The sequence below is a fragment of the Kitasatospora sp. NPDC085879 genome (assembly GCF_040686255.1).
GTDB lineage: Bacteria > Actinomycetota > Actinomycetes > Streptomycetales > Streptomycetaceae > Kitasatospora.
In genome coordinates this window covers 84670-97621 of record NZ_JBFBJZ010000013.1, presented here as the reverse complement: position 1 = coordinate 97621, position 12952 = coordinate 84670, and the positions used below count along the sequence as shown (strand labels likewise).

General features: G+C 68.8%; 13 protein-coding genes. 4 read left to right on the top strand and 9 right to left on the bottom strand.

Features of this window, described 5'->3' with window-relative positions; genetic code table 11:
• The first annotated feature begins 32 nt into the window (after positions 1–32).
• Positions 33–857 carry a peptidoglycan-binding protein gene (locus AB0P35_RS13030; RefSeq protein WP_363510016.1) on the top strand — a complete coding sequence of 275 codons (825 nt, stop codon included), beginning with the start codon at positions 33–35 and terminating at the stop codon, positions 855–857.
• A gap of 751 nt (positions 858–1608) precedes the next feature.
• Here AB0P35_RS13030 and AB0P35_RS13025 read toward each other — a convergent pair.
• Both AB0P35_RS13025 and AB0P35_RS13020 read right to left on the bottom strand, forming a co-directional pair.
• The gene (locus tag AB0P35_RS13025; protein ID WP_363510014.1) at positions 1609–2292 is read right to left on the bottom strand and encodes a GNAT family N-acetyltransferase; all 684 of its coding nucleotides are present in this window, start codon (positions 2290–2292) and stop codon (positions 1609–1611) included.
• 227 nt (positions 2293–2519) lie between these two features.
• A complete protein-coding gene (locus tag AB0P35_RS13020) occupies positions 2520–3656 on the bottom strand; it encodes a hypothetical protein (RefSeq protein WP_363510012.1) in 1137 nt (378 codons plus the stop codon).
• A gap of 238 nt (positions 3657–3894) precedes the next feature.
• On the opposite strand from AB0P35_RS13020, the gene AB0P35_RS13015 reads away from it, so the two are divergent.
• Positions 3895–4056, top strand: a complete 162-nt coding sequence (locus AB0P35_RS13015; protein WP_363510010.1) for a hypothetical protein — start codon at positions 3895–3897, stop codon at positions 4054–4056.
• A gap of 390 nt (positions 4057–4446) precedes the next feature.
• Here the strand turns inward: AB0P35_RS13015 and AB0P35_RS13010 are convergent, their stop codons facing one another.
• Positions 4447–5151, bottom strand: coding sequence for a hypothetical protein (locus AB0P35_RS13010; RefSeq protein WP_363510008.1), 705 nt, complete (start codon positions 5149–5151; stop codon positions 4447–4449).
• Between the two features lie 267 nt (positions 5152–5418).
• Between AB0P35_RS13010 and AB0P35_RS13005 the strand changes: the two genes are divergently transcribed.
• Positions 5419–6735: a phage major capsid protein gene (locus AB0P35_RS13005; protein WP_363510006.1), complete on the top strand. Its 1317-nt coding sequence runs from the start codon at positions 5419–5421 to the stop codon at positions 6733–6735.
• The gene (locus AB0P35_RS13000) at positions 6735–7187 is read left to right on the top strand and encodes a hypothetical protein (RefSeq protein WP_363510004.1); all 453 of its coding nucleotides are present in this window, start codon (positions 6735–6737) and stop codon (positions 7185–7187) included. The genes AB0P35_RS13005 and AB0P35_RS13000 overlap by 1 nt, the downstream gene beginning before the upstream one ends.
• A 321-nt stretch (positions 7188–7508) precedes the next feature.
• Here AB0P35_RS13000 and AB0P35_RS12995 read toward each other — a convergent pair whose 3' ends face one another.
• From AB0P35_RS12995 to AB0P35_RS12970, 6 genes are all read right to left on the bottom strand, one after another.
• Positions 7509–7976, bottom strand: coding sequence for an NUDIX domain-containing protein (locus tag AB0P35_RS12995; protein ID WP_363510002.1), 468 nt, complete (start codon positions 7974–7976; stop codon positions 7509–7511).
• A gap of 611 nt (positions 7977–8587) precedes the next feature.
• Positions 8588–9151, bottom strand: coding sequence for an ATP-binding protein (locus AB0P35_RS12990; protein WP_363510000.1), 564 nt, complete (start codon positions 9149–9151; stop codon positions 8588–8590).
• A 155-nt stretch (positions 9152–9306) separates the two neighbouring features.
• Positions 9307–10041, bottom strand: coding sequence for a methyltransferase domain-containing protein (locus AB0P35_RS12985; RefSeq protein WP_363509998.1), 735 nt, complete (start codon positions 10039–10041; stop codon positions 9307–9309).
• A gap of 34 nt (positions 10042–10075) precedes the next feature.
• Positions 10076–10762: a class I SAM-dependent methyltransferase gene (locus AB0P35_RS12980; protein ID WP_363509996.1), complete on the bottom strand. Its 687-nt coding sequence runs from the start codon at positions 10760–10762 to the stop codon at positions 10076–10078.
• A gap of 42 nt (positions 10763–10804) precedes the next feature.
• The gene (locus AB0P35_RS12975; protein WP_363509994.1) at positions 10805–12172 is read right to left on the bottom strand and encodes a hypothetical protein; all 1368 of its coding nucleotides are present in this window, start codon (positions 12170–12172) and stop codon (positions 10805–10807) included.
• Between the two features lie 2 nt (positions 12173–12174).
• The gene (locus AB0P35_RS12970) at positions 12175–12939 is read right to left on the bottom strand and encodes a hypothetical protein (RefSeq protein WP_363509992.1); all 765 of its coding nucleotides are present in this window, start codon (positions 12937–12939) and stop codon (positions 12175–12177) included.
• Between the last annotated feature and the right edge of the window lie 13 nt (positions 12940–12952).

Genomic DNA, 12952 nt, shown 5'->3' with positions numbered 1-12952 from the left:
AAGAGGCATTGGAGCGAGCCGGAGGCGAGCCGATGAAGCTCGTCTCCCGCTCCGAGTGGGGCGCGGCGCGGCCCACCGGCTCCTACATTCCCGTCAGCGCCACCAAGGGCGTGAAGATCCACTACGAGGGGTCCGCCGTCCCGGGCGCCCTCGCCAATGACCACAGCCGCTGCGCCGGCCACGTCCGGGACATCCAGGCCTCGCACATGGCGAACCGGGACGAGGGCTGGATCGACATCGCGTACTCCTTCGTCGTCTGCCCGCACGGCTACGTGCACGAGGGGCGCGGCCTTCACCGGAAGAACGGCGCGAACGGAAACGGGGCCCTGAACGCAGGCCACTACGCGGTGTGCGCCATGGTCGGCACGTCGGGCATCACCTCGCCGACGGACGAGATGCTCGACGGCCTGGTCGACGCCATCGAGTACTGCCGAAGCGAGGGCGGCGCCGGCGGCGAAGTCCGGGGCCACCGGGACGGCTACGCGACTGACTGCCCGGGTGACGACCTGTACGCCTGGATCCAGCAGGGCGCGCCCAGGCCCAACGGTTCGGGAACGGCGCCGGCACCGGTGACGCCGTCCGGCCCGTCTGCCGCTCCGCCGTTCCCCGGCCGCATCCTGCGGCTCGCCGAACCGATGATGCACGGCTCCGACGTGCGAACCGCGCAGGCCCGGCTGATCGAACGCACCTGGAACGTCGGCCCCGACGGCGCGGACGGCTGGTACGGGGAGCACACCCGCGCCACCGTCGTCGCCTTCCAGCAGGACTCCACGGCCAACGGCTGGCCACTGGACGAGGACGGCGAGATCGGGCCCCTCACCTGGGCGGCCCTGTGGGATCGGCCCGTCACCCGCTGACCTTCCGCAGCGCCCCCACCAGAACGGTGGGGGCGCTGCGGGCTGCAGGGCGTTGTTCGGGCCGTGATGATGGTGGTGTCCGTCCCCGAGTGTGAAGGCCCAGCAATCGACATGGCCGGTAGCCCTGAGCGGCAGCCCGAGAACGGTCTTGCCGGCGTTCGGACGCAGGCCGCCATCGATCGCGCCCTCGCCGAACTCCTGGCCACGGCGCACCCGACCGCGCCCGACCGGAGGGGGCGGTGGCGGCCTACCGGTGGGTCCTCGGCCGCCGCGCGGCTCCCGTGACCGGGGCCGACCGGATCGAAGCTGTCCCCACCGAAAACCATGTACGGGGGGAACAGCGGGCGGCCCTACGGCAGGCCCACGACATGACGCGCTCCACGGATGAACGCTCCCATGCCCTCGGCGCCGCTGGGGCCCTGGCCTGGGTTCTCGGGTACACCGACGACCAGTCCTAGCCGAGGTGGCCCGGCCGCGTGGGGGTACGGCCGGACCGGTGCCGCATCCTAGCCGCGCCGCATGTTCATGCTGGCGGCCCGGGTACCGCACGGTGCAGCGCCCCCACCCGGCCCGTACGACAGCGCGCTTCACCTTCCTGCGGGCGGTGTCTGACAGGTGGGGACAGCCGGGATTGGCGGCCAATCGGAATGCGGCCGGAACAGGCAATCGCAGAAACTCCGGGCATCTTCGCTCGGCGGGATCCGCAGGAGTGCGCCGTGTGTAAGGGCGGATCGGCCGGCGTGTGCCAGTCCTACCGGTTGGAGGGAACCACCGGCCCCCGGGCGATCAGGACGTCGGCTTCGTGGCGCCAGCCGAGGGAGGAGTAGAGGCGCTGGCCTTCCTCACTGGCGATGAGAAGACCGGTACGGGCACCGTGGGCCACGGCGGCCTCCGCCAGAGCGCTCATCATGGCGCGGCCCAGGCCGCGTCGCCGGTGCGCCGCGTCCGTCTCGATGCGATCGGCGATCGCATCGACGCCGACCACGGCGATGGTGCCGCGCGCCGCCACCTCTCCGGAGGAGTCATGGAGGGAGACGACCGTGACTGGTCCCTCGGTGCGGACCTCGCGCTCGTACGGCGCGGCGGGCGCGTGCTGCGGGTGCCCGGTCAGATCGGTCGTCATGAACCACTCGGACCGGTGGAGCAACTCCAGTCCGGCGGCGCCGACGACGGCTTCGACGGTGCCTGGGCGCAGCGTAGGTACCGTGAGCCAGGTGGTCTGCTTCGCGGCGGCGACGGCTGCCGCCAGCCGTGCCAAGGACTCGGGTTCCTCGTCCGCACGCAGCGCGAACACCTCGACCTCGCGGCCGGGTTGGCCGCACGTGGACCGCAGGCCGTCCCCGGCGGACTCGACCGGCTCGGCCTCGGGCAGGGAGCGAGCCACGGTCCAGCCGTTCAGCCAACGTCGTATCAGCTCTGATTCGATCTTCGTCATCCGGCGATTAGAGCATGACCGCAACCGGTGGACGGGCGAATGACCATCCCCTGGTTCTGTACACGAGAACGGGAGTCGTTTATCAACGACTCCCGGAGCCACTGCGAGACCTCGCCGCTTGATCAATGTCGATGAGTTCGGGAGTCGCTGACGGCCGGGTCGGCGGTTCGAGGGTCCCCCTCGGCAAAGCGGGTCGGGGCTCAGGGCAGTCGCGTGCGGCGCGTGGCTCACTCGTCGGCCGGCGCATGGCCGGCGAGGCGCTCGGGATCGTGCTGCACGCGCTTCATGGCGGCATTGGCGAGTGCCCCTCGCCGGTGGGTGAGTTCCCGGTCGAGTGCCTGCAGGGCGTTCTCAGCGAGCCCATCGTCGGTCATCTGCCAAAAATGCGGCTGGTAAGGGTGGCGGACGCGAGTCGGCTGGGAGAAGAGCGCCGTTATGACGGGGTCGGCGATCGCGTCCAGGGCAGCCTTTAGTCCCTCGGGAGGTTCGGCGTGGCGGATGAGGCCGAACTCGAGAAGGCGCTGACACCCGTCCTCCCAGGCATCGTCACGCAGGCCGAAGGCCTGCATGCGGGGCCGCGTGGTGAGGAAGACGCCCGACACGCGGTGCTTCCTAGGCGCCCACTGGCTCATCCATCTCAAGATGAGCCAGGTGGCGACCTCGGAAGGATTGAGCACCTGGATCCAGCCCTTCAGGAAGAAGTCCTTGGGGAGCGTGATCGTCCTGGCGGCGGTCCAGCTACGGACGGGGACGGTGTAGAAGTCTGGGGTCGGCATATCGCCCCGCCCGCCTTCCTCCATGAGCGAGAAGTCCTCGTACAACCGCTGTCCGCGCGCGCCCCGGGGCATCCAGACCAAGGCGTCTTCATGGCCGAGTTCTTCCAGAGTTCTCAGGGCTCCCTTGACTTGCCGAAGCCGCAGGTCCTCCAACTTCCTCGTGCGCCACCGCTCCTCCGCGCGCGCACTGCCGCGGAGCTCTGGAGGCATGTTCTCCAACGCGGCGTCGTACGCCCCCGACACCGTGTCGTACGCACCGTCGATGGCAACGAGGGCGGACCACGATTCGGCACCCTTCAGCGGGCGGACGTTCTGCCAGGAGTCCCCCGTGTCCAGTCGGCACTGCGCCTCGAAGAGGGCCAGCAGGTAGAAGCGCAGCGCTATCCCTCGCGGAAGGACTAGCTTGGTGAGTCTCGACCGTTCCCCGTCGGCCCGCAGCAAAGCGGTGCGCAGGACGATCGAGTCCGGCTTCTTCCCTGCCTTCCAGATTCCGCCCAGGGCCTCAGACGCTTGCGTTACCGAGCCGGTCCTCCGCATCTGCTGCAGCCGGCGCAGTCTGCGCTCGTTCGTCTCCCGTGCATCAGCCACGAAGGAAGATTAGCGTTTTGATCCCATCGTTTTGATCCGGGTAAAGGCCCTTCTCTAAGGGCCTTTACCCGGATCAAAACGTTGATCACGTGTCGACGAAGGCTCCTCCAGGCCCCTCACCATGGACTTTAGGCCCGCTCAACGCGGTCTCGGCGGTCACGTCGTTCGCGCAGACGCGAACGGCCCCGGGGTCCATCCGGGGCCGCCTGATCGAGGATTCCTTCAAGGAGAACAGTACGTGGCAGATTCCAATAACCCCGAGCCCTTGCCCCAGCGCTGGGCGATCATTCTGCTCGCCGGCGTCCTGGCGGGCGCCCTCGTCCTGAGTCTGGCGGGCCCGCTGCCCGGGCTCGGAGCCGCAGGCGCGACGGTGCTCGCCCTGCACAAGCTCGTGGCGTAGCGAAACCGGTGGAGGGGGCTGCCAGCACCCTCCACCGGCGCCGTCCTGTGCCCAACAGGGCGGCACCGCGGGTGCCTCCCGAACTCGTGAACATCGACTTGGTCGGCTTTGAAGTGCCTCCCGCGCTCATTGACAAACGACTCCCGTTCTCGGGCTCTGGCGCAGGTTGTGTGGTGGTCCACGTCGGAGGCCATGGACAAGGGCGCTGCGCTCGGCGAAGCAGCAGGTCAGCGACCGTAGTCGGCACAGGCCTCGCGGGGCGGCGGGGCGGTTCCACAAAACCTGTGCCAGAGCCCGTTCTCGTGGACAAAGCCAATCCCCCGTCAGCCGCCGCCAGGCGACGCCGCACGCCATTTGCCGGTCGGTCTGGCCCTCTTCTCGGTCATCACTCTACGTATTCACTAGCTGAGCGGTGTGCCCCAACCAAAGACCCAAGGCGCTCGGCAAGGTCGGCGCTCGGGAAGTTCCCCGGGTGAGCGCCCGCTCCCGATACGCCTCCCGGGCCAACTCTCCCAGCGAGCTGGTCGCACACGTGGCCAGGACCCGGTGGCCCTCGCGCACCCAGAACTGCTCCTCGATCCGCCGCACCGAATCCGGCAGGCCCGAGTCTGTGGAGTCCGACCAGACGGCCGGAGTGATCAGGTGGCCGGCGGCCTGTTCCTCGGCGGCCCGAACGTCCGCATGGATCTGTACCTGCGGCGGGAGGCCCCGGAAGGCCAGGGCCGTGAACCAGCCATCGTCCGTCCGGGCGATGCAGCCCCAGGCGCCACGTACCTGCGCCACCGGCCACAGCGACCACAGCGACCACGCTGCGAGCTGGTGCATCCACGTCTCAGCTCGCCCTGCCGCTGCGCACGGCCCGTACAGCGCCGTCTTCCCACCGGGCCCGGCAGCACGCAGCACCCAGCCCGCAGGCGACGAGAGCACCTGGTACCGGGCCCCGGCCACAGCCAGCTCACTGCCTGGCTGATCGGCCGGCACCGCCGCGGCCAGGTCGAGGTCTCCCGGCACCCGCGGTAGGTCGGGACGGGGGAAGGGATACACGTCGGGGCTCCGATCGTCGGTCTCGGCCGAGCCCTGGCTCAGCCGGTCCACGCACAGCTGGACCGCTCCCCACAGTCACCAACCTGACCCGCCCTGGGCGCACCCAACATCGGCCAACCGCACCAGAGTTACGGCGCGGAGAGCGGGGCCGGGCCGATGCCCGCCACCAGACAGCGGCTCGACGCGACACTAGGGGCGGGCCGCTCCTACGGTGTGCCGATCGCCGTGGCGCACCGGTGCTGACCGGGCGCACGACGTGACACCCCTTCGCCCCGCACTGGCGGGACGGCCCGGCCCAACCCCAAGGAGCGTCACCTCGTGACCGCCGACAAGAACCGGCTCAAGGAACTCAACGCCGCGCTGCGCACCAAGGCCGCCGAACTCGACACCATCAGCAACGCCTTCACGATCGAGGACAGCGGTGTCACCGTCTCCACCGAGAAGGCCACCGCCTTCCGCAAGACCCTCGGCGAGGCCCAGGCGATCAAGCAGCTGATCACCGACCTCGAGGGCGCCGCCAGCATCGAGACCTTCCTCAACGAGCCGGCCAGCCAGCCCTACGCCCCCCAGGACGCCGCACTCGCCGCCCGCCTCGGCGCCGGCCAGGCCAAGAGCCTCGGCCAGCGATTCCTCGACTCCGACGAGTTCAAGGCGCTCAGCGCCGCCGGCTTCCGCGGCTCGTTCGACGAGATGGTCACCGTCGACGGCCACGCCCTCGACCAGCTCGCCAGCAAGGACATCTTCACCCGGTCCGCCGGCACCGCCTCGGTCCTCGGCCTCGGCACTGCCGAGCGGCTGGACATCGTGCCCCGCGCCGTCCGGCCGGGGCGCATCCGCGACCTGTTCCCGTCCCAGACCACCACCGCGAACCTGCTGTACGGCGTGCGGGTCACCGGCTTCACCAACGCGGCCGGCATCGTCCCCGAGCGCGCCACGGAGGTGCCGCCCGGCGGCGGCGCGGCGGTGGAGGTGTTCGCGCGGGCCGGCCAGTCCAACCTGACCTTCAAGACGGTCACCTACCCGGTGGCCGAGATCGCGCACACCATGCCGATCCACAAGAACACGCTCGCCGACGAGCCACGGCTGCGCGACCTGATCGACAGCGAGATGGTCGACGGCGTGAAGATGGCCGAGGACAACGAGATCCTCTACGGCCCGGGCGGCGACGAGCGGATCACCGGCATCGTCAACACCCAGGGCGTCCAGACCTACGCCCAGGTGGACCCGGACAAGCAGTCGGCCGCCATCCGGCGCGCCGCGACCCGGGCGTTCCTCGCCTACTTCCCGCCCACCGGCATCGTCCTCCACCCCTTCGACTTCGAGGACCTGGAGCTGGAGACCGACAACCAGGGCGCCTACCGCGTCGCGGTCAACGTCGCGGTCGGCGCGCAGAAGGTCGTCTGGCGGCTCGCCGTCGTGGACTCCATGGCGATCACCGAGGGCAAGTTCCTCATCGGCAGCTTCGGCCTCGGCGCCCGCCTCTACGACCGCGAGCAGGTCTCCGTCCAGATCTCCACCGAGAACCGCGACAACTTCGAGCGCGGCGTGGTGACCGTGCGCGGCTCCGAGCGCGTCGGCCTCGAGATGCCCCGCCCCGAGTCCTTCGTCTACGGCACCTTCAAGGCGACCCCCTGATGGCCGCCCGCAAGCCGCCCGTGAAGGCGGCCGCCAGCACGCCCAAGCCGCAGGACACCCCCGAGGCCGGCAGCGCCCCGCCGCCGGCCGGACCGCCCGGCATGGAGCTGTCGGCCGCCGCCCCACTCGAACCACCAACCGCGTCCCCCGCACCTGAACCGGCGCCCAGTCCCGAGCCGCCGACGCAGCCGGGGATCACCGCCCACCAGCCCCTGGCCGTCGACCACACGGAACTCGTGGGCGAGGACGGCAACGAGCTGCCGTACGACCTCGCCGAGCTGTTCGACCTGACCCACCCCGAGTGGACGGTCATCTACCCGCGCCTGCGGATCTACCAGCGCCGCACCTACACCGGAAACCGACGAACCGTCACCCAGCTCCTCTACACCCCCGCACAGCCGATCCCACGAGGAGAGTTGGACCGGTTCGGCCTCCTCTTCGGCCGGGAGTGACTGCTCAATCTCAAGCAGCTCTCAGCCCGCCCCACAACGGGGCGGGCTCGCATTCACCGTCCTGGACGGCTGAACCCGGCTCTACTCCCTTCGTGGGAACTCAGTCGCAGAGGCGGCCCGGAAGAGCGCTATACCCGGACTGAAGAACGTGACCTGCCTCCAGCGAAACCCAGAAGTACTCAACGTGTGTGGGCTCGTTCTCGCATCGCGGTCCCCCCTGGCGTGGTGCCCCATGATGATTTCGCCTGACGGGGAGCTGACGACCTCTAATGAGCTGGTGACCGAGATCTGCGGGGGAGCGGGTGGATGTAGTCTGGCGGCTCAGCCAAGATAAGGGTAGGCGCCGGAGAGGTAGTCGCTGATCTGCTGGTGCATGCTGGGGTGGATGTCGTACTGGTTGAGGTGGGCGGGCTGGACGAAGCGGACGCCATCGGCCTCGTCATTGATCGTGGGTTCGCCGCCGATGGGGCGGCCGATGTAGGTGTTCTCGTACTGCTGGCGGATCTCGCCGTCGGTGTAGGCAACGATGTGCTTCGGGTTGGTGTAGACGCCGAGGAAGCCGGTGATCTCGGCGACGATGCCGGTCTCTTCCAGGCACTCGCGCACGGCGCACTGAGCGGCGGTCTCGCCGATGTCCTGGGCTCCGCCGGGCAGGGCCCACTGGCCAGTGTCGCGGCGGCGCTGGAGCAGGATGGCACCATGGTCGTCGACGACGAGCAGGTTGCTGGCGGGGATGAGGGTGTTGGCCTTCGGGGCGCCGGGGTCGTTGTAGTACTCAGTCCTGCCCATGCGCGATGGCCCTCTCTCCGCCGGGCGTCCAGGACTCTGCGTCGGCCCAGACGGCTTCGTAGCTATGAGCGTAGTTGTCGAACTAGCCTGTGGTATCCCTTCGCTTGAGGTGGAGAAGGGGATTGGCGCTGGCCGGCCGACCTATGACGTGCGCGACTTGGGCGAGCAAGCTTGTTCCCGTCGGTTGGAGCGCGAGGGTGAATGTGCCGATGTGGGACAGGCTCGGGGATTTCGGTGCTCTGTGGGCTCATTGCCAGCCGATGGGCTATCACATAGCTGCTCTAACCCCGCCGTCCATCTCCCGGGACGGGCTCGAGTCAGCCGCCTGGCAATCGGTCGGGGATAGTCCGCCTCGAAGTCCGCCCCTGTCAATGAGGGCAAGCACTGGGACAAAGCCCGGCAGCCACTGCAGGTTGTCGGGCCTCCGTCCATCCGTCAGCCGACCAGGTAGTGGGCTTCGATGCAGGCGACGGTGGAGTTTTACGGTTCCCGTATCGGCTTCAACATGTACCGGCGGAAGACTGCGACGGGGACGCGTCGGGCGCCTCGATTGCGAGCGTCGGCCACGCCGCCAGGGTCAGGGGCGCACTCGTTAGGGCTTCCCTGCGTAGCTACAGCTCATGCAGTCCGACCAGCACTCTTCCGATCAATAGCGGGTCGGAGATTGGGCCGGTGGCTTCGCCTGACTGCCCACGCTCCTTGGGTTGCTCCGTGCGCCCGGGGCCAGATCGTCCGGAACCGTGAAGAAGAAGTTCGGCCCAAACGACTTTCCCGACCGCCGTCGTGGGGTAGTAGCCCCAGCGGTCGGCCATCTCACTCACCAGGAACAGCCCGCGTCCGCCGGTGGCTTCCACGCCCACCTCTCGCCGTACTGGTGGCCGGGGATCGCTGTCTGCGACTTGGACGAGCAAGCTCGTTCCTGTCAGTTGGAGTGCGAGGGTGAACGTGCGGATTCTGGCCAGGCTCGGGTATCCGGTGTTCTGGGGCTCGTTGACAGCCGGGTGGCGGACCGCGTTGGTGGTGAGCTCGGAGACGATGAGGTTGGTCGTTTCGATGACGGTGTCCGGGATCCGCCATTGACGGAGGATGTCGGCAGTGTGCCGACGGGCCCAGGGGACCGCGTTGGGGGTGTCGGCCAAGGTCAGGTGGCTGATGTACGGATGGCCTTGAGACATGAGGTGCCTCCCGCTTCGGAGCTGCGTAGGCGTGCGGTGCCTGCCGCTGGCGTTGATCAGGTGGTCCCGCCGTCCCGTGGTGGCTAGGTCGGCTCCAGCCACCACGGGCAGAGGCCCTTCCAGTGCGGGCCGCTCGCGGGCTACCCGGCTCTGCGCTACTTCGTGGCGATCACGTAGACGCTGGCCCACTGACGCTTCGGGTTGGCCATCGCCGGATCGAAGGTCCACGGCTCGACGGTGCGGAAGCCCGCCTCGGTGAAGAGCTGGGCGAGTTTCTCGTTGTCATACGCCCAGTAGTGGGGGTTGTAGGTCGGGTCGTCGTCCTGGTCGCGGAAGACGTAGTTGATGAGGTCGAGGTAGGTGTTGATGTCGCCCCGACACTGCCGTTTGGCGTACCACCGGTCGATCATCTCGGCGGCCCTGTCCGGCGATGCCGAGTACTGGTTCAGGACGAAGGCGGCGTCGGGGACGCCGGTGATGAGCTGCCCGCCAGGCGCAAGGACGCGGTGGGCCTCGCGGGCGTAGTACTTGGCGGAGCGGGGGTAGTCAATGTGCTCCAGGAAGTGCTCGGAGAAGATCGTCTCGGCGCTGGCGTCGGCGAGCGGGATGCCCTCGCGCACGTCCCACAGAAGGTCGGCCGGCGGGACGATGTCGATATTGAAGAAGCCGTCGATGCGGTGGCCGCCGCCGCCGATCTGGACCTTGGCGGGGCCGGGCTTGAGGATGCCGTCGGGCAGGGCGGCGACGCTAGCCCGGTGAGAGCGGTGCAGTTCGACTTCCTTGACGGCCGCCCGGAGGATGCGGGCGAGGCCGTGCGTGGTCGCGGGCGAGTCGAGGGCCTGGTCGAGTTGGGCGAGAAGGGTGGTTATCTGCTGGTCGTGCGGGGTCATCGGGGTCTCGCTTCCTGGGTCGCCTGGGTGGTGGTCAGGTGGTTCGGGAGCTGAGCTGGTCGATCGTCCACAGGCCCAGCCCGTTCCCGGGGTGGTGTCGGCCGCTGTCCGTGAAGTCGGTGTCGAAGTGCTCGATGGGCTCGGGTAGGTGGAACGGGGCCGCTTGGAGGTTGATCGGGCGCCAGTGGGTGTCCGTGGTGTCACGGTTCTCGGCCACGCCGACGTACGTGGTGGCGAACAGAAACGTCGATCCGCTGGTGGTCACGCGGTCGAGGAACGCGAGTACCTCGTGGTGGGTGAGGTGGACGAGGCAGTCCCGTGCGAGGACGAGGTCCGCTGCCGGGATGTCGTCCCTGCTCAGGTCGGCCTGCCGGAAGGAGATGCGCTCGCTGCCGTGCCGTTCCTGGTTGAGCTGGACGAGGTCGGGGACGACGTCGAGGCCGAGGTAGGCCTCCAGGCGGTCGAACCCGTCGACGTGGCGGATCCAGTTGACGTCGCCGCATCCGGCGTCCGTGACCGTGCGGATCGGGTAGCGCGCGAGCACCGAGCCGAGGGCGGCCCGGACCGCTTTGGTCTGCCGCAGCTCCGATCCGGGTCCGGAGACCGACTCGGGGGATCCCCAGTGATTGGTGCGGTAGATCTCAGTGAAGAGCGCCTCGGCGGGCTGGGTCGGTGCCGGCCAGGCAGCGGTGGACGGGGTTGTGGGGTCGTGGGTGGGCATGCGTCTCCTCCGCGATCGGTCGTCGAGGGATTGGGGCAGCGGTCAGCGGCTGCTGTTGCGCATCAGCGTGTACTTGATGTCGACCAGGCGCGGCGCGATGCTCAGCGCCAACTGCTCGGTCGGGTGGAGGTGTCCGGCGTCGTCGGGCTCGGCACGCCAGACGCGGTAGTCCAGGTTCGGGTAGGCCGGGTTGATGCCGATCTCGCCCTTGGGCATCGTGCCGTTGAACGGCACGACGATGTCCATGTGGTTCCAGTAGTTCCAGGCTTGCAGGGCCTTGTGCTGATCGAAGTAGAAATAGAAGTCGGGGTACCGGCCGAAGCTGCGGAGCTCCCGGTGGATGAGGTGGCCGAGCAGCGGGCCGAGCTGGGTGGCGAGGCTGTCGAACTCCCAGCGAGTGCGGTGCCAGGCTTCCGGTACCTCACCGTTGGTGAAGAGCCGCGCGGCGACGAGGTAGCTGATCCGCTCGACCATGTAGGCGCAGGCGTGGTCGGCGTTGATGGTCGGGTCCACCCGCTGCAGAAGTGTTGCCAGCTGCTGCGGGCGGGGGCGGAAGCTGGCGAGGTTGAACTTGCCAGCCATGTCCGGGAAGGAGGCGAACAGCATCTCCTTGTAGAGCCAGTTGTTGAACTCCCCGAGGTCGGCCAGTTGTTGGGTCCGTGCGGAGGTGGAGTGGAGCATCAGGTACTCGGCGAGGGCCTCGAAGTAGAGGTAACCGAGGATCGGCAGCCGGGGGATGGCCGCGTCCAACAGCTGGAGGAAGCCCTCCGTGGCCACGGTCGAGCCCTGGTAGACGATGCCGGCGGCCAAGGCCAGGAATGCGGCCGAGTTCTTGATCCGGCCGACAACGGTCTCGCGCAGGTGGTGTCGCTCTGTCTTGCTGAGCAGGTACTCCAGGTCGGTGTAGATCTGCAGGTGGATCGCGCCCAGTCGCAGGTAGTCCACGCCCGCCAATCCGCGGTACGCCTGGGGCGGCGCGGTGATCTCAAAGATCAGCGGTGTGGGTGCGCGTCCGCTCAGGCCGACCTTGGCGAGGGAGGCTGGGGCCTCCTTGGTGAGGACGTAGGCAGCCAGGTTGTGCATGCGGAAGCCGTGGTCGGTCGGTGTGAGCGGCGCACAGTAGATGCTGCCGACGAGGCATCCGCCGGAGGGGTAGAGCACCCCCTCCTCGCTGATCTCTTCCAGGGCGTGGGTGACGTGGAGCAGGTGCAGCTTGCCGTCGCTGCTCAGGCTGTCGAAGAGCGCGTTCTTGCGGAGCAGGCTGCCGTTCGGCGTCTCGTCGGTCAGGCGCTTGTGCCAAGCGGCCGTCTGAGCCGCCAGCGGGCCGCGCTGCCCGGCGTCGGGCAGCAGCGCGGAGTCGAAGAAGGCGTGCGCGTCGGCCCACAGGTCGTAGGCGTTGCGGAGGCTCACAGCTACACCAGTCCCTTCTCGGCGAGCGCGTACAGGACGGCTTCAGCGCTGCTGGCCCCAGCGAGGTGCGCGGTCTCGGAGACGGCGACGAGATCGAAGGCCACCGCGCGGAGCTGGTCGAAGGCCGGCGCACGAACGTGCCGCGAGTCGGGCCACCAGCTGAGCTTCGGCAGGCGGTAGCGGTCGAGCGCGTCGGCTGCCTTGACCAGGTCGCAGATGAGTTCGGCTCGGTGGTAGTCGGCTTGGTCGTCCGAGCAGAAGGCGCCGTACGGCACGTCGTGCAGGCGGATGGCGGTAGCGGCCTGGATGATCCGCCGGGGCGCGGCTACCAAGCCGAAGTGGGTCCAGACGGTGTCGGCGTTGGCGGCCAGCCAGATGGCGGCGCGAGCACCGTGGCCGCGGTCGTCCTGGTCGTGCAGGCGTTGGCAGTCGTGGACGGTGGCGGCCAGGACGACCGTGGCGGTCTCGGTTTCGTCCAGCTCGTGGATCTCGGCGAGCAGGGCGGCCAGCGCGGCGGTTCGCATGCTGTGTCGGACGCCGTGGAGCGAGTCATGTAAACGGGGTTCCGCCAGCCACGTTGCCGGAAGAGCGGACCGGCTCAAGAGGTGCTTCGAGCCCGGCCGCAGGGCCGGAGGCCAGGCCGTGCCTAGGTCCGGCCGGTTGGTCTTGATCCACTCGACGGTGGCCAGGTCCATGTACTGGTGGTGCGGCAGCTGCCTGCGGGCAGCCAGGTCGACCAGGCTTGTGGTCGTCGGGGTCGTGCTCATCTGTGCCCACCCC

Bases quoted from the DNA above. Each gene is read 5' to 3' on its own strand.
- AB0P35_RS12990 (WP_363510000.1), bottom strand. From the start codon at position 9,151: ATGTCTCAAGGCCATCCGTACATCAGCCACCTGACCTTGGCCGACACC.
- AB0P35_RS12985 (WP_363509998.1), bottom strand. From the start codon at position 10,041: ATGACCCCGCACGACCAGCAGATAACCACCCTTCTCGCCCAACTCGAC.
- AB0P35_RS13000 (WP_363510004.1), top strand. From the start codon at position 6,735: ATGGCCGCCCGCAAGCCGCCCGTGAAGGCGGCCGCCAGCACGCCCAAG.
- AB0P35_RS12995 (WP_363510002.1), bottom strand. From the start codon at position 7,976: ATGGGCAGGACTGAGTACTACAACGACCCCGGCGCCCCGAAGGCCAAC.
- AB0P35_RS12980 (WP_363509996.1), bottom strand. From the start codon at position 10,762: ATGCCCACCCACGACCCCACAACCCCGTCCACCGCTGCCTGGCCGGCA.
- AB0P35_RS13025 (WP_363510014.1), bottom strand. From the start codon at position 2,292: ATGACGAAGATCGAATCAGAGCTGATACGACGTTGGCTGAACGGCTGG.
- AB0P35_RS13030 (WP_363510016.1), top strand. From the start codon at position 33: ATGAAGCTCGTCTCCCGCTCCGAGTGGGGCGCGGCGCGGCCCACCGGC.
- AB0P35_RS12970 (WP_363509992.1), bottom strand. From the start codon at position 12,939: ATGAGCACGACCCCGACGACCACAAGCCTGGTCGACCTGGCTGCCCGC.